19 protein-coding genes are annotated in these 18,571 nt (G+C 59.1%); 13 read left to right on the plus strand and 6 right to left on the minus strand.

The features are described from left to right. Nucleotides 1–34: 34 nt before the first annotated feature. The 6 genes from lpdA (at nucleotide 35) to AC3ITA_RS08290 (ending at nucleotide 6,830) form a co-directional block, all read left to right on the plus strand. Complete coding sequence (gene lpdA / locus AC3ITA_RS08265; protein WP_095944017.1) at nucleotides 35–1,471, plus strand: dihydrolipoyl dehydrogenase; 1,437 nt, start codon at nucleotides 35–37, stop codon at nucleotides 1,469–1,471. A 196-nt stretch (nucleotides 1,472–1,667) separates the two neighbouring features. After that, nucleotides 1,668–2,834: an ADP-forming succinate--CoA ligase subunit beta gene (gene sucC, locus AC3ITA_RS08270; protein WP_489279969.1), complete on the plus strand. Its 1,167-nt coding sequence runs from the start codon at nucleotides 1,668–1,670 to the stop codon at nucleotides 2,832–2,834. Then, nucleotides 2,834–3,715, plus strand: coding sequence for a succinate--CoA ligase subunit alpha (sucD, locus tag AC3ITA_RS08275; RefSeq protein WP_007919877.1), 882 nt, complete (start codon nucleotides 2,834–2,836; stop codon nucleotides 3,713–3,715). Before sucC ends, sucD begins: the two co-directional genes overlap by 1 nt. 398 nt (nucleotides 3,716–4,113) lie before the next feature. After that, entirely contained in the window at nucleotides 4,114–5,427 is a 1,314-nt protein-coding gene (gene brnQ / locus AC3ITA_RS08280; protein ID WP_095946355.1) for a branched-chain amino acid transport system II carrier protein, read from the plus strand. A 264-nt stretch (nucleotides 5,428–5,691) separates the two neighbouring features. Further along, nucleotides 5,692–6,429, plus strand: coding sequence for a DUF599 domain-containing protein (locus AC3ITA_RS08285; RefSeq protein ID WP_489279970.1), 738 nt, complete (start codon nucleotides 5,692–5,694; stop codon nucleotides 6,427–6,429). Beyond that, on the plus strand, nucleotides 6,429–6,830 hold the full coding sequence (locus AC3ITA_RS08290) for an MAPEG family protein (RefSeq protein ID WP_489279971.1): 402 nt from the start codon (nucleotides 6,429–6,431) through the stop codon (nucleotides 6,828–6,830). Before AC3ITA_RS08285 ends, AC3ITA_RS08290 begins: the two co-directional genes overlap by 1 nt. Before the next feature lie 67 nt (nucleotides 6,831–6,897). Here AC3ITA_RS08290 and AC3ITA_RS08295 read toward each other — a convergent pair whose 3' ends face one another. After that, the gene (locus AC3ITA_RS08295) at nucleotides 6,898–7,170 is read right to left on the minus strand and encodes a hypothetical protein (RefSeq protein WP_095946364.1); all 273 of its coding nucleotides are present in this window, start codon (nucleotides 7,168–7,170) and stop codon (nucleotides 6,898–6,900) included. Nucleotides 7,171–7,328: 158 nt separating this feature from the next. Between AC3ITA_RS08295 and AC3ITA_RS08300 the strand changes: the two genes are divergently transcribed. From AC3ITA_RS08300 to AC3ITA_RS08315, 4 genes are all read left to right on the plus strand, one after another. Further along, nucleotides 7,329–7,805: a PaaI family thioesterase gene (locus AC3ITA_RS08300; RefSeq protein ID WP_150674167.1), complete on the plus strand. Its 477-nt coding sequence runs from the start codon at nucleotides 7,329–7,331 to the stop codon at nucleotides 7,803–7,805. Continuing rightward, nucleotides 7,802–8,254 (plus strand): PaaI family thioesterase, encoded by a 453-nt coding sequence (locus AC3ITA_RS08305; RefSeq protein WP_095946360.1) that lies wholly within the window; start codon nucleotides 7,802–7,804, stop codon nucleotides 8,252–8,254. Before AC3ITA_RS08300 ends, AC3ITA_RS08305 begins: the two co-directional genes overlap by 4 nt. Before the next feature lie 81 nt (nucleotides 8,255–8,335). Continuing rightward, on the plus strand, nucleotides 8,336–10,240 hold the full coding sequence (htpG, locus tag AC3ITA_RS08310) for a molecular chaperone HtpG (RefSeq protein WP_095946365.1): 1,905 nt from the start codon (nucleotides 8,336–8,338) through the stop codon (nucleotides 10,238–10,240). 68 nt (nucleotides 10,241–10,308) lie between these two features. Next, the gene (locus tag AC3ITA_RS08315; RefSeq protein WP_489279972.1) at nucleotides 10,309–11,037 is read left to right on the plus strand and encodes a dienelactone hydrolase family protein; all 729 of its coding nucleotides are present in this window, start codon (nucleotides 10,309–10,311) and stop codon (nucleotides 11,035–11,037) included. A 120-nt stretch (nucleotides 11,038–11,157) separates the two neighbouring features. Here the strand turns inward: AC3ITA_RS08315 and AC3ITA_RS08320 are convergent, their stop codons facing one another. The 5 genes from AC3ITA_RS08320 to purM form a co-directional block, all read right to left on the minus strand. Then, nucleotides 11,158–12,018 carry a pirin family protein gene (locus AC3ITA_RS08320; protein ID WP_489279973.1) on the minus strand — a complete coding sequence of 287 codons (861 nt, stop codon included), beginning with the start codon at nucleotides 12,016–12,018 and terminating at the stop codon, nucleotides 11,158–11,160. Between the two features lie 62 nt (nucleotides 12,019–12,080). After that, on the minus strand, nucleotides 12,081–12,497 hold the full coding sequence (locus AC3ITA_RS08325; RefSeq protein ID WP_150674170.1) for an OsmC family protein: 417 nt from the start codon (nucleotides 12,495–12,497) through the stop codon (nucleotides 12,081–12,083). 142 nt (nucleotides 12,498–12,639) lie between these two features. Next, nucleotides 12,640–13,353 carry a DUF3108 domain-containing protein gene (locus AC3ITA_RS08330; RefSeq protein WP_095945917.1) on the minus strand — a complete coding sequence of 238 codons (714 nt, stop codon included), beginning with the start codon at nucleotides 13,351–13,353 and terminating at the stop codon, nucleotides 12,640–12,642. 8 nt (nucleotides 13,354–13,361) lie between these two features. Then, entirely contained in the window at nucleotides 13,362–14,012 is a 651-nt protein-coding gene (gene purN / locus AC3ITA_RS08335; RefSeq protein ID WP_095945918.1) for a phosphoribosylglycinamide formyltransferase, read from the minus strand. After that, the gene (purM, locus tag AC3ITA_RS08340; protein WP_090457782.1) at nucleotides 14,012–15,070 is read right to left on the minus strand and encodes a phosphoribosylformylglycinamidine cyclo-ligase; all 1,059 of its coding nucleotides are present in this window, start codon (nucleotides 15,068–15,070) and stop codon (nucleotides 14,012–14,014) included. Before purM ends, purN begins: the two co-directional genes overlap by 1 nt. Nucleotides 15,071–15,455: 385 nt before the next feature. Here purM and AC3ITA_RS08345 point away from each other — a divergent pair, with 385 nt between their 5' ends. The 3 genes from AC3ITA_RS08345 (at nucleotide 15,456) to hda (ending at nucleotide 18,553) form a co-directional block, all read left to right on the plus strand. Then, a complete protein-coding gene (locus AC3ITA_RS08345; protein WP_489279975.1) occupies nucleotides 15,456–16,508 on the plus strand; it encodes a DUF2066 domain-containing protein in 1,053 nt (350 codons plus the stop codon). Between the two features lie 36 nt (nucleotides 16,509–16,544). Beyond that, nucleotides 16,545–17,618, plus strand: a complete 1,074-nt coding sequence (locus AC3ITA_RS08350; RefSeq protein ID WP_489279977.1) for an AI-2E family transporter — start codon at nucleotides 16,545–16,547, stop codon at nucleotides 17,616–17,618. A 230-nt stretch (nucleotides 17,619–17,848) separates the two neighbouring features. Next, nucleotides 17,849–18,553 carry a DnaA regulatory inactivator Hda gene (gene hda, locus AC3ITA_RS08355; RefSeq protein WP_007984552.1) on the plus strand — a complete coding sequence of 235 codons (705 nt, stop codon included), beginning with the start codon at nucleotides 17,849–17,851 and terminating at the stop codon, nucleotides 18,551–18,553. The last annotated feature ends 18 nt before the right edge of the window (nucleotides 18,554–18,571 follow it).

Raw genomic sequence — 18,571 nt, forward strand, 5'->3', positions numbered from 1 at the left:
GCTTGAAGCTTTTCGCTAAAGAGGATTTTTTTCAATGTCGCAGAAATTTGACGTAGTAGTGATCGGCGCGGGCCCTGGCGGTTACGTGGCTGCCATCAAGGCCGCCCAGCTTGGTCTTTCGACAGCCTGCATCGAGAAGTACACCGACAAGGAAGGCAAACTGGCTCTGGGCGGTACTTGCCTGAACGTCGGCTGCATTCCATCCAAGGCGCTGCTGGACAGCTCCTGGAAGTACAAGGAAGCCAAAGAAGGCTTCGCGATCCACGGTATCAACCACGCTGGCGTGACCATGGACGTGCCGGCAATGGTCGGCCGCAAGGCCACCATCGTCAAAGGCCTGACCTCTGGCGTTGCGACCCTGTTCAAAGCCAACGGTGTGACTTCCATTGAAGGTCACGGCAAGCTGCTGGCCGGCAAGCAAGTTGAAGTCACCAAGCCAGACGGCTCGGTAGAAATCATCCAGGCCGAGAACGTGATCCTGGCTCCAGGTTCGCGTCCGATCGACATTCCACCGGCTCCGGTCGACCAGAATGTGATCGTCGATTCGACTGGCGCCCTGGAATTCCAGACCGTACCTAAGCGTCTGGGCGTGATCGGCGCTGGCGTGATCGGTCTGGAACTGGGTTCGGTCTGGTCGCGTCTGGGCGCGGAAGTGACTGTCCTGGAAGCCCTGGACACCTTCCTGATGGCAGCGGACACCGCTGTTTCCAAGGAAGCGCTGAAAACCCTGACCAAACAGGGCCTGGACATCAAGCTGGGCGCTCGCGTCACCGGTTCCAAAGTGAACGGCGACGAAGTCGTGGTGAACTACACCGATGCCAAGGGCGAACAGAACATCACTTTCGACAAGCTGATCGTAGCCGTTGGTCGCCGTCCGGTGACCACTGATCTGTTGGCTGCCGACTGCGGCGTGACCCTGGACGAGCGCGGTTTCGTGCACGTTGACGATCACTGCGCCACCACCGTACCGGGCGTTTACGCCATCGGTGACGTGGTTCGCGGCATGATGCTGGCGCACAAGGCCTCGGAAGAGGGCATCATGGTTGTCGAGCGCATCAAGGGCCACAAGGCCCAGATGAACTATGATTTGATCCCTTCGGTTATTTATACTCACCCGGAAATCGCGTGGGTTGGTAAAACCGAGCAGGCCTTGAAAGCTGAAGGCGTTGAAGTTAACGTCGGCACCTTCCCGTTCGCAGCCTCTGGCCGTGCCATGGCTGCCAACGACACCGGTGGTTTCGTCAAGGTCATCGCAGATGCCAAGACAGACCGCGTTCTGGGCGTCCACGTGATTGGCCCAAGCGCTGCCGAACTGGTTCAGCAGGGCGCGATCGGTATGGAATTCGGCACCAGCGCTGAAGACCTGGGCATGATGGTTTTCTCCCATCCGACCCTGTCTGAAGCCTTGCACGAAGCTGCTTTGGCTGTGAATGGCGGCGCCATTCACATCGCCAACCGCAAGAAGCGTTAAGACAATAAGAAACCACGGCGGAATGGCCCGTCGTGAGCCTTGCATGCAAGACTCACCGCGGAATATCCGCTGGACGCAGTCTTGCATAGCTGCACCGGGTATCCGGAAAGGCTATGCAAGCAGCAGTCACAGGTGGTGCGGCACTTGAATGAGTGCAGCACCGAATGCGCAGTACCTAACGAAGACGGTAATAAGCATGAATCTTCACGAGTATCAGGGTAAGCAGCTGTTCGCTGAATACGGCCTGCCAGTTTCCACCGGTTACGCGGTAGACACCCCGGAAGCAGCAGCAGAAGCTTGCGACAAAATCGGCGGCAGCGAGTGGGTTGTCAAAGCCCAGGTCCACGCCGGTGGTCGCGGTAAAGCGGGCGGCGTAAAGCTGGTTCGCAGCAAAGAAGACGCCAAGGCATTCGCACAGCAGTGGCTGGGCAAGCGTCTGGTGACTTACCAGACTGACGCCAATGGCCAGCCAGTCACCAAGATCCTGGTTGAATCGTGCACTGATATCGCTAAAGAGCTGTACCTGGGCGCTGTCGTGGACCGTTCGAGCCGTCGTATCGTGTTCATGGCTTCCACCGAAGGTGGCGTGGACATCGAGAAAATCGCTCACGACACTCCAGAAAAAATTCTGAAGGCCACTATCGATCCACTGGTTGGCGCTCAGCCATTCCAGGGTCGCGAGCTGGCATTCCAGTTGGGTCTGGAAGGCAAGCAAGTTGCCCAGTTCGCCAAGATCTTCGTAGGTCTGGCCAAACTGTTCAAGGATCACGACCTGGCCCTGCTGGAAGTGAACCCGCTGGTGATCAAGGCTGACGGCGATCTGCACTGCCTCGATGCCAAGATCAACATCGACGCCAACGCCATGTACCGTCAGCCTAAGCTGAAGACTTTCCACGATCCGTCGCAGGACGATCCGCGCGAAGCGCACGCTGCCAAGTTCGAACTGAACTACGTAGCGCTGGAAGGCAACATCGGTTGCATGGTCAACGGTGCCGACCTGGCCATGGGTACCATGGACATCGTCAACCTGCATGGCGGCAAACCAGCCAACTTCCTCGACGTGGGCGGCGGTGCTACCAAGGAACGCGTTACCGAAGCGTTCAAGATCATCCTGTCCGACACTAACGTCGCTGCAGTATTGGTCAACATCTTCGGCGGCATCGTTCGTTGCGACATGATTGCCGAAGGCATCATCGGCGCGGTGAAAGAAGTCGGCGTGAAAATCCCGGTTGTTGTTCGCCTTGAAGGCAACAACGCTGAGCTGGGCGCTAAAGTACTGGCAGAAAGCGGTTTGAACATCATCGCTGCTACCAGCCTGACCGACGCTGCTCAACAAGTTGTCAAAGCTGCGGAGGGCAAATAATGAGCGTCCTGATCAATAAAGACACCAAAGTTATCTGCCAGGGCATTACCGGTTCGCAAGGTAGTTTCCACACCCAGCAAGCCATCGAGTACGGCACCAAGATGGTGGGTGGTGTAACTCCAGGCAAAGGCGGCACCGAGCACCTGGGCCTGCCAGTGTTCAACACCGTGAAAGACGCTGTAGCTGCCACTGGCGCCACCGCCAGCGTGATCTACGTTCCGGCTCCTTTCTGCAAAGACTCGATCCTGGAAGCTGCCTTCGGCGGCATCAAGCTGATCGTGTGCATCACCGAAGGCATTCCTACCCTGGACATGCTGGACGCTAAAGTTAAGTGCGACGAGCTGGGCGTAGTCCTGATCGGCCCTAACTGCCCAGGCGTGATCACCCCAGGCGAATGCAAGATCGGCATCATGCCAGGTCACATTCACCTGCCAGGCAAGGTCGGTATCGTTTCCCGTTCCGGCACCCTGACCTACGAAGCTGTGAAGCAGACTACTGACGCCGGTTTCGGTCAGTCGACTTGCGTCGGCATCGGTGGTGACCCGATCCCGGGTTCGAACTTCATCGACATCCTGAAGCTGTTCCAGGAAGACCCGAAGACCGAAGCGATCGTAATGATCGGTGAGATCGGCGGTTCGGCTGAAGAAGAAGCGGCTGCCTACATCAAGGCACACGTGACCAAGCCGGTTGTTTCCTACATCGCTGGTGTGACTGCTCCTCCGGGCAAGCGCATGGGCCATGCTGGCGCAATCATCTCTGGCGGCAAAGGTACTGCAGACGAGAAATTCGCTGCTCTGCAAGACGCAGGCGTTAAAACCGTGCGTTCGCTGGCAGACATCGGCAAGGCCCTGGCCGAGCTGACTGGTTGGGCTGTCAAGTAAGCCTCGCGCTTAGCTGACGCTTCACCAAACAAAGGCCACCTTCGGGTGGCCTTTGTCGTGTGCATTTGTGTTGACCGTGCGGACGCCATCGCGAGCAGGCTCGCTCCCACATTGGAACGCGGTCAACTGTGGGAGCGAGCCTGCTCGCGAAGACGGACTTGTAGGCGACAACCATTAACATGCAAAAACGCGACACTAAGATGTCGTATATCGGATAGTTCGCCCTCAAACAGTGCGTTTATCGGCCAAATTCGTTAGTCTACGCGCCATTTTTGCGTCTGCGGCCCACAAGGCGGCAACGCGCTAAAAGGGTCGGTCTTATACGGACTGACAGCATTTCCCTCACCCATAGGGAAATCCCTCTCTAAATTCCGATTCAGTAGTGTGGTATTTCCTTAATGAAAGTGTTGAAAGGCCAGGACATCCTGGCACTTGGTTTTATGACGTTTGCCCTGTTCGTCGGGGCTGGCAACATTATCTTCCCGCCTATCGTCGGTTTGCAGTCCGGGCCCAATGTCTGGATGGCGGCGTTGGGCTTTCTGGTCACGGCGGTCGGTTTGCCGGTGATCACCGTTGTGGCGCTGGCCAAGGTCGGCGGTGCAATGGATGCCTTGAGCAGCCCGATCGGTAAAGTCGCCGGTGGCCTGCTGGCAGCGGCTTGCTACCTCGCTGTTGGCCCGCTGTTCGCGACGCCACGTACCGCGACAGTATCCTTCGAAGTGGGTCTGGCGCCCCTGACCGGCGAGAGCCCGTTGGCGCTGTTCCTGTACAGCTCGGTGTACTTCCTGCTGGTGTTTTTCATCTCGCTGTATCCGGGTCGTTTGCTGGATACCGTCGGGCGTTTCCTCGCGCCGCTGAAGATCATCGCCCTGGCCGTGCTGGGCATTGCAGCGTTTGCCTTGCCGGCCGGTGACATTGGCCAGGCAACCCCTGAATACGTGGCGGCGCCGTTTTCCCAAGGCTTCATCAATGGTTACCTGACCATGGATACCCTGGGCGCCCTGGTGTTCGGCATCGTCATCGTCAACGCCATCCGTTCACGCGGCGTCGAGTCGCCGGCCCTGATCACCCGCTACGCAATCATCGCTGGCCTGATCGCTGGTGTCGGCCTGGCGTTGGTGTATGTCAGCCTGTTCCGTCTCGGTTCGGGCAGCCATGAAGTGGCCGCTGGCGCTACCAATGGCGCGGCGGTATTGCATGCTTACGTGCAGCATACCTTTGGTTCCCTGGGCAGCGGCTTCCTTGCCGTTCTGATCTCCCTGGCGTGCCTGGTGACCGCGGTTGGCCTGACCTGTGCCTGCGCCGAGTACTTCAGCCGTGTGGTGCCGCTGTCCTACAAGACGCTGGTGATCATCCTCGCTGCGTTCTCGCTGCTGGTATCCAACCTGGGCCTGACCAAGCTGATCGCGTTCTCGATCCCGGTGCTCACCGCGATCTACCCGCCGTGCATCGTTCTGGTGGCGTTGAGCTTCTGCAAGGACTTCTGGCATGAGCACGGTCGTATCCTCGGCCCGGTCATGCTGGTGTCGTTCATCTTCGGCCTGATCGACGCCCTCAAGGGTGCAGGCCTGGCGGACTGGATGCCGACGCAAATGGCCCACCTGCCCCTGAGCGAGCAAGGCCTGGCCTGGCTGGTGCCGTCGGTGATGACACTGGTGGTCGCGGTGGTTTGCGATCGCCTGCTGGGCAAGCGCGCCGAAGCCTTGGCTTAAGTCGCTTCACGACTCGCCACGAGCGGGTCTTGAGCAAAAACAGAAATGCCCCGTATCAATCGATACGGGGCATTTTTTTTGTGAGGGATGCGGTGTCTTTTCCGTTGAGCTAACGTCGAAGCACTGCAACACCCTTTGTGGGAGCGAGCCTGCTCGCGAAGGCGTCGCTTCATTCAACGCAGATGTTGATTGATCTACCGCTTTCGCGAGCAGGCTCGCTCCCACAAGGTTTCAGTGTTCCGTTACTACTTCACAAGGATCTGCATGTCGTTCATCCAAGCCAACCTGATCCACATTCTCGCCGCCGTCTGGTTCGTTATCTGCTGGGGCGGGTACACCCGCTATGCCACATGGAAAGGGCGTGACACCGCATGCCTGGCCAGTGTGCTGCACCTGTATCGTGAAGACTGGATGCGCCGCATGCTGCTGCGCGACAACCGCATCGCCGATGCCAGCGTGATCGGCAATCTGGAGCGCAATGCGTCGTTCTTCGCCTCCAGTACGCTGATTATCCTGGCCGGTATTCTCACGGTGCTGGGGGCTTCGGAACGGGCGGTATCCTTGCTGGCGGATATCCCGATGGTGCAACAGGCGTCCCAGGGCATGTCGGAAATCAAGTTGCTGTGCCTGGCGCTGGTGTTTGTCTATGCATTCTTCACGTTCAGCTGGTGCATGCGCCAATACAACTTTGCGGCAGTGCTGGTGGGTTCGGCGCCGATGGTCGGTGAACGCCATGTGTCGGAGCAGGAGCGCAAAGCGTTCGCTTTACGTGCCGCCCGCGTCATCTCCATGGCCGCCAACCAGTTCAACTTCGGGCTGCGCTCCTATTACTTCGGCATGACCATGCTGGCGTGGTTTGTCAGCCCGTGGCTGTTCATGTTGATGAGTGCCGGCGTGGTGTTCGTGTTGTACCGCCGCGAGTTTCATTCCGACGTTCTCGATGTGATGGTCTATACCCCTACAGAGGCACCGTTGCCGGAGGCGATCAAAGAGGCAGGTTGATGAGTATTCCATTCTGGTGCGTGTTGATCAGTGCGGTGTTGATTTACCTGGCGCGAATGCCCGTGACGACTGCCATGAAAGAGCAGGGCGGCTACGATAACCACCTGCCGCGCCAACAGCAGGCGCAACTCACAGGCTTGGGTGCCCGGGCAGTGGCTGCGCATCAGAACAGTTTCGAAGCCTTCATGTTGTTTGCTGTGGGTGTGTTGATGGCGCATACCACGCAGACAGCGGGCTGGCTGATCGACGGCCTGGCGATCATCTTCGTGATCACGCGGGTTATTTACCTGGTGTGTTACTGGAAAGACCTGGCCTGGCAGCGCAGTCTGGTTTGGCTGGTGGGCTTAATCTGTTCGCTGTTGTTGATAATTAGTCCGACTTTTCGAACGATTTTGCTCTAACCACTGTTTTCAAGACAAAAGAAAACCCGCACTTGGCGGGTTTTCTTTTGTCACGCTAAAAACCGTATTAGTTCTTAGGTGCTTCCGGAGCGGCCGGAGTAGCTGGAGCGGCCGGAGCAGCCTCTTTTGCCGCTTCTGCGTTCGATTCAGCCTGATCTTTGGCGGCTTCGGCGTTTTCTTTCGCCGCGTCGTTCACTTTATCCTGAGCTTCGTTCATTTTTTGCTGGGCTTGCTCAGCATTTTGGTTAGCATCTTGAGCTTTGTCCTCGGATTTTTTATCGCAGGCAGCGAGACCGAGGGAAGCGGTCAACATCAAGGCAATAGCTAAAGTCTTACGCATGGGGTGTTTCTCCTGATGAAAAGCATCTACTGGCATTAAGAGCCCACACATCAGGGTTAAGTTCCTTAATTCTTTCAGATATATAAGTTTGTTCTAGTGCGGAACTTTTACCCGTACCGCCACCGCACTGTACGGGCATAAACAAGAGCGTTTATCAAATGGCTGAAAATCCCGTTTTTGAGCGCGCGAAGCGCTTTCTGTCGGCGCTGCGACATTGCCAGGTACTTGGACTAAGCGTTCACAGCGCCAGCAACGAAGGGCTGACGATTGTGCTGCCGTACAGCCCGCGGATCGTCGGCAATCCCGAAACCGGCGTTATTCATGGCGGGGCGCTGACCTCGCTGATGGACACCGCCTGTGGCATGGCGACCCTCTGCGTGCTCCCGGAATTCGAAGTCTGCCCGACCCTGGACCTGCGCATCGACTACATGCACGCCGCCGAGCCGCATAAGGATGTCTACGGCTTTGCCCAGTGCTATAGGGTCACCACCGACGTGATTTTTGCCCGCGGCTTCGCCTATCAGGATGACCCCGGACAACCCATTGCCCATGTGATGGGCACTTTCATGCGCATGGGCAAGAACATCAAAGGCACCAAGGGCTTTGGTGGCGCGGTTGCCGGAGGGGCGCAATGAGCGAGTCTCTGAAGGATCAACTGCAAAAGGCCCACGAACGGGGCGATTACGCCGCGCTACTGGATTTGATTCCCTATGCCCGGCTGATCGGCGTCGAATGTTCGCGGGTGGGCGATGAGTTGCTGTTCAAGCTGCCAGCGAACAAGGACAACATCGGGAACCCGTTGTTGCCGGCGATCCATGGCGGTGTGATAGCCGGCTTCATGGAATTGGCCGCCGCGCTGCATCTGTTGGTGTTTACCGGATCGCCCGGGGTGCCGAAGATCATCGACTTCTCCCTGGATTACCTGCGTGCCGGGCAGTTTCGCGATACTTGGGCCCGCTGCCAGGTCTGGCGCCAGGGTCGCCGGGTCGCCAACGTGGCGATTACCGCCTGGCAAAGCACTGAAGCCGAACCGATTGCCACCGCCCGCGCACATTTCAAACTCGAGGAGCCCTTGAAATCCTGAACTCAGCCCCCAACTCAGATGACAACCCGCCGCCGACCGTCAAGGTCGCGGCTTATGCCATCTGATTGGAGTTTGATGACCATGAGTGTGGAAACTCAAAAGGAAACCCTGGGCTTCCAGACCGAGGTGAAGCAGCTGCTGCATCTCATGATCCATTCGCTGTATTCCAACAAGGAAATTTTCCTTCGCGAATTGATCTCGAACGCCTCTGACGCTGTCGATAAATTACGTTTCGAAGCCCTGGCCAGGCCAGAGCTGCTGGAAGGTGGCGCCGAACTGAAAATCCGCGTGAGCTTCGACAAGGACGCTAAAACCGTCACCCTCGAAGACAACGGTATCGGCATGAGCCGCGAAGACGCGATCACCCACCTGGGTACCATCGCCAAGTCCGGCACCGCCGATTTCATGAAGCACCTGAGCGGCGACCAGAAGAAAGACTCGCACCTGATCGGCCAGTTCGGCGTCGGTTTCTACTCCGCCTTCATCGTCGCTGACAAAGTCGATGTGTACAGCCGTCGTGCCGGCAGTGTTGCCAGCGAAGGCGTGCATTGGTCGTCCAAGGGCGAAGGTGACTTCGAAGTGGCGACCATCGACAAGGCCGAACGCGGCACTCGCATCGTCCTGCACCTCAAATCCGGTGAAGACGAGTTCGCCGATGGCTGGCGCCTGCGCAACATCATCAAGAAGTACTCCGACCACATCGCCTTGCCGATCGAGTTGCCGAAAGAAGTGGCGGCCGCTGAAGGTGAAGAGAAGCCTGCCGTCGAATGGGAAACCGTCAACCGCGCCAGCGCCCTGTGGACCCGTCCGCGTACCGAGATCAAGGACGAGGAATACCAGGAGTTCTACAAGCACATCGCTCACGATTTCGAAAACCCGCTGAGCTGGAGCCACAACAAGGTCGAAGGCAAGCTCGAATACAGCTCGCTGCTGTACGTGCCGACCCGCGCTCCATTCGACCTGTACCAGCGTGAAGCGCCGAAAGGCCTGAAGCTCTATGTACAGCGCGTGTTCGTCATGGATCAGGCCGAGTCCTTCCTGCCGCTGTACCTGCGCTTCATCAAAGGCGTGGTCGACTCCAATGACCTGTCGCTGAACGTGTCGCGGGAAATCCTGCAGAAAGACCCGATCATCGACTCGATGAAGTCGGCGCTGACCAAGCGCGTGCTGGACATGCTGGAAAAACTGGCGAAGAACGAGCCTGAGCAATACAAGGGTTTCTGGAAAAACTTCGGTCAGGTCATGAAAGAAGGCCCGGCAGAAGATTTCGCCAACAAGGAAAAAATCGCCGGCCTGCTGCGTTTCGCATCGACCCACGGCGACGATGGCGAGCAGGTTGTTGGCTTGGCCGAGTACCTGGCGCGCGGCAAGGAAGGCCAGGACAAGATCTACTACCTGACTGGCGAAACCTACGCCCAGGTCAAGAACAGCCCGCACCTGGAAGTCTTCCGCAAGAAAGGCATCGAAGTGCTGCTGCTGACCGATCGCATCGACGAGTGGCTGATGAGCTACCTCAGCGACTTCGACGGCAAGAGCTTTGTCGACGTGGCGCGCGGCGACCTGGACCTGGGCAACCTGGACTCGGAAGAGGACAAGAAGGCCGCGGAAGAAGTCGCCAAGGCCAAAGAAGGTCTGGTTGAGCGTCTGAAAACTGCGCTGGGTGAATCCGTTGCGGAAGTTCGGGTGTCCCATCGCCTGACCGACTCCCCGGCGATCCTGGCCATCGGCGAGCAGGACCTGGGCTTGCAGATGCGCCAGATCCTGGAAGCCAGCGGCCAGAAGGTTCCGGATTCGAAGCCGATTTTCGAATTCAACCCGGCTCACCCGCTGATCGAGAAGCTCGACAACGAGCAGAGCGACGAGCGCTTCGGCGACCTGTCGCACATCCTCTTCGATCAGGCGGCCCTGGCGGCCGGCGACAGCTTGAAAGATCCGGCGGCCTATGTGCGCCGTCTGAACAAGCTGTTGGTCGAACTGTCGGCTTGACTGAGTTGTAGAAAAACCCGCTTCGGCGGGTTTTTTCATTCTGGTGATTCAACAATCAGGAGTCAGAAATGAGCCAAATCACTGTACGTTCCGTTGCCTATCAGATTGACGGCCAGGCTTACGAAAGCCGTCTGGCCTTCGATGCCGACCATAAAGGCCCGCGCCCGGGTTTGTTGATGGCGCCGAACTGGATGGGCGTCAGCGCCGGTGCCGAAGAGATTGCCAGGTCGGTGGCCTCCAAGGGTTATGTGGTGTTGATCGCAGACCTTTACGGTCAGTCGGTTCGTCCGACGAACAATGACGAGGCCAGCGCAGCCATGATGCCGTTGAAGAATGACCGCCCATTGCTGCGCAAGCGCATGCAGGTGGCATTCGAACAGCTGCAAAGCCAGGGTGAAGTGGCTGTCGATACTTCGAAACTGGCCACTTTCGGTTTCTGCTTCGGCGGTTGCTGCGCCCTGGAGTTCGCCCGTACCGGCGCGCCGGTGAAGGCCGCGGTGTCGTTCCACGGCACGCTGGACACACCGAATCCGGTCGATGCGAAAAACATCAAGGGTAAGGTCCTGGTGCTGCACGGCGCTTCCGATCCATTAGTGCCGAAAGAGCAGTTGCCGGCGTTCGAAGATGAAATGAACGCGGCGGGCGTGGACTGGCAGTTGCTGAGCTACGGCGGTGCGTTCCACTCGTTCACTGACCCGCACGCCAACGTGCCGGGCATGATGATGTATAACGCCAAGGTGGCTGCTCGGGCCTTCACGTCGATGCATAACTTGCTGGATGAAGTGTTCAAGGGTTGATCATGATTCGGCCGGTGTGAGTACCGGCCTCATCGCGAGCAGGCTCACTCCTGCATTGGAATGCATTCACCTGTAGGAGTGAGCCTGCTCGCGATAGCGGTCTAACAGACACTCAACTGTTTATGGCAATTCGATCCTCTCAACTTCCCCCGGCACCGTCGGCCAGTCCCCGGCCGCCCAACGCCGGCGTGCCTCATCGATCGCCGCCGGATCGCTCGCGACAAAATTCCAGTTGATCCGCCGTGGCCCGTCCAGCGGTGCGCCGCCAAACAATACGGCGTGACTGTCGCTTTCGGCAAAAAGAGTCATCTCTTCCCCCGCAGGCAGTACCACCAGCGAGTACGGCTCTATCGGCTCGCCGTCCAGTTGCACCTCGCCGCTCAATACATACAAGGCACGTTCTTCATGCTCGGTAGGGATGAGCAAAGTCGTCGCCGTTTGCAGGTGCAGTTCCGCGTACAGCGTAGGAGAAAGCACCGGCACTGGCGATTCCAGGCAAAAGCCCGCCCCGGCAATCATGCGAATCTTCACTCCCAGGTTTTCGCTGACCGGTAAAGTCGACGCCGGATGGTGACTGTAATGCCCCGGACCTTGCTCTTTGTCCTTGGGCGAAGCCAGCCAGATCTGCAGGCCGTGCATCGTGAAGCCGCTTTCTTTCAAGGCCTCGGGCGTGCGTTCGACATGGGCGATGGCACTGCCGGCCGTCATCCAGCTGACATCGCCAGTCCCGACCACTTGATCGGAACCGAGACTGTCCTTGTGCTGGATCTGCCCTTGGAACAAGTAGGTGAGGGTGGACAGGCCGATGTGCGGATGCTGGCGGATGTTCATGCCCTTGCCCGGTGGATAACGGGTTTCCAGCATGTGGTCGAAAAACACGAATGGCCCGACGCTGCGGCATTTGGCCGACGGCAGCGGGCGGAGAATCGGCTGGCCTTCGACATCTTCAGTGCGGGGGCGGATCACGGGCGGAGTGTTCATGGTGCGTTCCAGGCTGAGCGGGTAATGCGTTCGAGCATAACCCGCTTGCGCAGCCCTTGCCGCTATTGGCTGAACGCACCTTCGGACAAATGCGTTTCGATGCTCACTTCAGACGTGGTCATCAGCTTGTGGATCGGGCAGCGATCGGCCACGCGGTGCAGTTCATCGCGCTGGGCGTCGGTGAGTACGCCCTTGAGGGTCAGTTTGACGTGCAGCGCGTACTGGCCTTTCTGTTCCAGGCTGTTGTCGCGCTTGACCTCGACGCCGACACCGGTCAGCGGGATGTCCTTCTTCTTCGCATACAGCTTCAGTGTCAGGGCCTTGCAGGCGCCGAGAGCAGCGTCGAAATAATCATGGGGCTCCGGTGCCGAGCCTTCACCACCCGCCGTGACGGGCACGTCGGCGAAGAATTCATGGTCATCGATTTGTACGCTGTGGCGAAAACCTTCGGCGGAAACGGTATTGACTGTAACGGTCATGGGAAACCTCGCAGGCGACAGGAAAACTCATTCGATCAAAAAAGACCTTGAAGGTATAGAGCCATCGCGCTTGTCGGGTGTTCCAATTTTCGAACCCACAAAAAAGCCCCGCAATGGCGGGGCTTCATGGTATCGATCCGGATCAGCTGCCTTTGACTGGCTTGCCGTTGACCGTGCCATCCAGGAGCATGATGTTGTATTCCTTGCCGTCGGTTTCGACTTGTTGCAGGCGGACCAGCAGGTAGTCCCAATCCTTGGCGAACCACATCACGGTGATGCGTTTGTTCTGTGTCGGATCGCGTACACGTTCAACCTTGATCGCATCGATCTTGCCGGCCTTGGTGTCGACCTTTTCGGCGCCCAGCACGCGGAAGTCATAGGTGTCGACTTCACCGCCGTCGACCACTTGATAACTCATGCTTTTTTTGCCGGCGGCGACGTCGTGCTGCAGGGCCAGTTGATAGCTGGATTTGTCGAGCATGCCACGGTTGAGTGGAACCTTGACCGCGTCGCCGCGATCGGTGCCGGTGACCATCTTGGTGTTCCAGTCGAAATCCAGATCCGCTTTCTTGGCCTTGCCCAGGCCGCCACGTTCGAAGTGGTACGACTCTGGAAGAAGCGTGTCCTTGTCCATGGTCAGGGTGCTTTCCTCGGACAGGCTGGCGATCATCATCGATGCCTTGAAACTCAGTTTCCATTTGCCGTCGCTGGTTTTTTCGAGGTTGCGCTCGGCAGTGCCACTCATGGGCAGCTGTTTCCAGTCGGCGGTGTAGCTGGCGGAGAAAGGTTGAAGGTCTGCCGCCTGGGCGAAGGGCAAGGCGAGCAGAGCGCAAGCGAAGAGCAGGGCGCGACGCATAAAATCTCCTAGTTTCGAATCAAGTGGCCGCTGGCCGCGAGTAACTGTCCATCCAGTAAAGCACCTTGCTCGCCGAGGGCCAGACGGCCTTCGGCAAACCAGCGTACGGCCATCGGGTAGATCAGGTGTTCCTGAACATGGACCCGTTGCGCCAGACTCTGCGGCGAATCCTGTAACTCTACCGGTATTACAGCCTGTACGACCAGTGGTCCGCCATCGAGTTCCTCGGTGACGAAGTGCACGGAGCAGCCGTGCTCGGTGTCGCCGGCCTCCAGCGCGCGCTCATGAGTGTGTAACCCTTTGTATTTGGGTAGCAGCGAGGGATGGATATTGAGCAGGCGACCCTGATAGTGGCGTACGAAACCGGCGCTGAGAATGCGCATGAATCCGGCCAGTACCACGAGTTTGGGGTTGAAGGCGTCGATCAGTTCGATCAGCGCGGCGTCGAAGGCCTCGCGACCTTCGAAAGCCTTGTGATCCAGGGCGCGGGTGTCGATACCCGCGTCACTGGCGCGCTGCAGGCCGTAGGCGTCGGCGCGATTGGAGATCACCGCAGCGATGCGGACCGGGCTGTCGCCGGTCCGCGTGCTGTCGATCAGGGCCTGCAAGTTACTGCCGGTGCCGGACAACAGCACCACCACATCACAGGTCTGAGACATCAATGAGCCTTGAGGTTCTTCAGTTCAACCTGAGCCGCGCCTTCGGCAGCGGTGGAGATCTGGCCGATGACCCAAGGCTGCTCGCCCGCTTCGCGCAGAACGTTCAGGGCCGCTTCAACGTGCTCCTGAGCCACGCAGATGACCATGCCCACGCCGCAGTTCAGCACGCGGTGCATTTCGTTCTCGTCAACGTTGCCTTTCTCTTGCAGCCAGTCGAACACAGCTGGGCGGTTCCAGCTTGCCACGTCAACCACGGCTTGCGCGCCTTTTGGCAGCACGCGCGGGATGTTGTCCAGCAGGCCGCCACCGGTGATGTGGGCCATGGCTTTGACGGCACCGGTTTCCTTGATCAGCTTGAGCAGCGGCTTCACGTAGATGCGGGTTGGGGCCATCAGCAGGTCGGTCAGCGGCTTGCCGTCGAGCTGGATGTTTTCGATGTCGGCGCCGGACACTTCGATGATCTTGCGGATCAGCGAGTAGCCGTTGGAGTGCGGGCCGGAAGAAGGCAGGGCGAGCAGGGCATCGCCGGCAGCGACCTTGGAGCCGTCGATGATTTCGGATTTTTCCACGACGCCGACGCAGAAACCGGCCAGGTCGTAGTCTTCGCCTTCGTACATGCCCGGCATTTCAGCGGTTTCGCCGCCAACCAGCGAGCAACCCGACAGTTCGCAGCCAGCACCGATGCCGGTCACAACCTGGGCAGCGGTGTCGACGTTCAGTTTGCCGGTGGCGTAGTAGTCGAGGAAGAACAGCGGCTCGGCGCCGCACACCACCAGGTCGTTGACGCACATGGCAACCAGGTCGATTCCGATGCTGTCGTGTTTGTTCAGGTTCAGTGCCAGGCGCAGCTTGGTGCCGACGCCGTCGGTACCGGAAACCAGCACAGGCTGCTTGTAGCCGGCCGGGATTTCGCAGAGGGCGCCGAAACCGCCCAGGCCGCCCATGACTTCCGGGCGCGCAGTGCGCTTGGCGACGCTCTTGATGCGTTCGACCAATGCTTCACCGGCGTCGATGTCTACACCGGCGTCCTTGTAGCTCAGGGAGGGTTGCTTGCTCATGATCCAGGCCTTTAGGGGGGGATTTCTGGGTAACGACCGAGTCCATCGGGACCGCCGAAACAGGCGAAGGCGAGGGCCATGCGCGAATTTCAGGGGGCCCGGCTGTTGCCGGTCTGCGAAGGCGCGCGATTTTATCAGGCTTGAGCCGCAGCGGCCATCCTCAGGCCGACAGCAGGGCCATATCCGGTCAAAAAAAACCGTTGATGCACGGTGTCGGTGGCATCCTGCATGGCTGTATAAGGTATCGCGATTAACCGTCTATCGTTATGACAGTGCGAAAACTTACCCGGAGCGTGTGAATGTTTTGCGTCGGGCAACGGTCACAGTCTTGCTCGATCGTCTTCATGCGGTCTGTTCCAGCCGCTCTTGTCGTCAGGAATCTTCCATGCGTTTTTGTAAACTCTTGCTTGTGAGTTGTTTGTCAGTGGTCAGCCTGGTCAGTCAAGCCGAAACCGTCAAAGGCCTTTACCTGGTGCGCGAGCCGGTGAATGGCCAGTCGCCCGAGGAGCGCGACCAGGCGACTCAGCGTGCACTGGATACACTGGTGTTGCGCCTGACCGGCGACCCCAAGGCCGCTCAAAGTCCGGGGTTGGCGGCAATTCGTAAAGACCCGCAACAGATCATCAGCCAATACGGTTTTGAGGCCGGGCCGCCGGAAGTCCTGAAAGTCGATTTCGACCCGGGCACCACCGAGCAGGCCTTGCGCCGCGCCGGCCTGGCCATGTGGGGTGCCAACCGGCCGTCGATCCTCGGCTGGTGGTTGAATGATTCCACCGAGGGTTCAAGCCTGGTGGGTGACGGCCAGGCCAGCGCAGCGCCGTTGCGTCGGGCTGCCCAGCACCGGGGCTTGCCATTGCGCTTGCCGTTGGCGGATTTGAATGAGCAGATCGTCGCGACCGCGCCGAATCTGGAGGGCGCGGACCCCGCGCCTTTGCAGGCGGCATCGGAGCGCTACAACGCCGACGCCCTGCTCGCCGTTCACGCCAGGGAGGAGGGCGGGCAGTGGCAAGCCAAGTGGCAATTGTGGCTGGGGGATAAAAAAGAGGCCGGCAACGTGCAAGGCGCCGATCAGGCCGCCGTGGCCGATGCGGTGATGCTGGCGGTCAACGAGCGCCTGGCGCCACGGTTTGTCGTCAAACCCGGTGCTTCGAGCGAGCAATTGCTGGAAGTGCAAGGCATGAATCTTGAGCACTACGCGTCGCTCGGGCGTTTGCTGGAGCCGTTTGGCGGGCGCGTGCAAAGTGTCGAGGGCGACCGGATTCTCTATCGGGTCAATGGCAGCGTCGATCAACTGCGTGCGCAACTGTCGCTGGCGAGGCTGCAGGAGGCGCCGGCGAGTCAGGTCCCGCCCCCGGTAGCGCCCGTTCAGCCAGCCACCGGCGGCGCGGTGCCAGTCGCCGCGCCGGCCCCGATCCCGCAACTGCGTTTTCGCTGGTAGTTTTTCTTTCTTTATATAGAAGCAATGGAGTGGTTCATGGCCGATTCGCGGCGTTGGTTCTGGCTCGGTGGGGTGGTCCTGCTGTGTGTGTTTGTCTGGTTGTTGCATCCGATCCTGACGCCGTTCCTGGTGGCGCTGCTGTTGGCCTACCTGTTCGACCCGCTGGTGGATCGGCTGGAGAAGGCAGGCCTGTCCCGAACCTGGGGTGTCGTGGCGGTGTTTACCCTGTTTACATTGATCTTCACCGCGCTGCTGTTGGTCTTGGTGCCGTTGCTCGCCAGGCAATTGTTTCGTTTGTATGAACTGGCTCCACAGATGCTCGACTGGCTGCAGCACACGGCGTTGCCCTGGGCGCAATCGAAGTTCGGCCTGTCAGACGGTTTCTGGAAGTTCGACCAGCTCAAGGCCGCCATCAGCGAGCATATGAGTCAGACCACTGATGTTGTCGGCGTGGTGCTGAGTCATGCCACAGCCTCTGGGCTGGCGTTGATCGGCTGGCTGGCGAACCTGGTGTTGATTCCGGTGGTGAGTTTCTACCTGTTGCGGGACTGGGACCTGATGATGGCCAGGATCCGCGGCCTGCTGCCCCGTGAGCGTGAAGCGCGCGCGGTGTCGTTGGCGGGTGAATGCCATGAAGTGCTCGGCGCGTTCGTGCGCGGGCAGTTGCTGGTGATGGTGGCCTTGGGCGTGATCTACGCGGCAGGCCTGATGCTGGTCGGGTTGGAGCTGGGCCTGCTGATTGGCCTGATTGCCGGCCTGGCGGCGATCGTGCCGTACATGGGGTTTATCATCGGCATTGGCGCGGCGCTGCTTGCTGGGCTGTTCCAGTTCGGCGGTGATCTTTATCCGATGCTCGGCATTGTCGCGGTATTCATGGTCGGTCAGGCGCTGGAGGGTATGGTGTTGACCCCTTGGTTGGTCGGTGACCGGATTGGCCTGCACCCGGTGGCGGTGATTTTCTCGATCCTGGCCGGTGGTGAGCTGTTTGGCTTTACCGGTGTGCTGCTGGCATTGCCGGTCGCGGCGGTGATCATGGTGTTGGTGCGCCATGTACATGATTTGTATAAGGTTTCTGAAATCTACGGGGGAGTCGACGAGCCGCAGGTGTAAGGGGCGTCGATAGCTATTGGCAGGCTGCCCGGGTTCGTGCCGGATCAGCCTGTCGGCGTCGCCCGCCTGTCACATGCACCGCCAAAGAATCTGCCACAAAACCGGTGCATTAACGCAAACCTTTGATTTTGCTTGTGGTCTGTCGCATTGTGCGGTCCGCTTCACGGGTATAAACTTCGCAAACTTTACACAGAGGCCACTAACGGTTCCTTTGGAACTGTTCAGTCAGCATGAAACCGATTCAGCTGCCCCTAGGTGTGCGTCTGCGTGACGACGCCACCTTTATCAACTATTACCCAGGCGCCAATGCCGCTGCACTCGGCTATGTCGAGCGGCTGTGCGAAGCCGACGCCGGCTGGACAGAAAGCCTGATCTACCTTTGGGGCAAGGACGGGGTGGGGCGTACGCACCTGTTGCAGGCCGCCTGCCTGCGCTTCGAGCAATTGGGCGAGCCGGCGGTGTACCTGCCGTTGGCCGAACTGCTCGATCGCGGTATCGAAATCCTCGACAACCTCGAACAGTACGAACTGGTCTGTCTGGATGATTTGCAGGTGGTTGCCGGGCGGGCGGACTGGGAAGAGGCGCTGTTCCATCTGTTCAATCGCTTGCGTGACAGTGGCCGACGCTTGCTGATTGCCGCATCGACATCCCCGCGTGAGTTGCCGGTGAAGCTGGCGGATCTCAAATCCCGGCTGACCCTGGCCTTGATCTTCCAGATGCGCCCGCTGTCCGATGAGGACAAACTGCGTGCCCTGCAATTACGCGCATCCCGTCGCGGCCTGCATCTGACCGATGAAGTCGGGCATTTCATTCTGACTCGCGGTACCCGCAGCATGAGTGCGTTGTTCGAGCTGTTGGAACGCCTCGATCAGGCTTCCCTCCAGGCCCAGCGCAAGCTGACCATCCCGTTTCTGAAAGAAACCCTCGGCTGGTAAGCCCGCTGAAACCGGGGC

The sequence above is a fragment of the Pseudomonas sp. GL_090 genome, assembly GCF_057837765.1.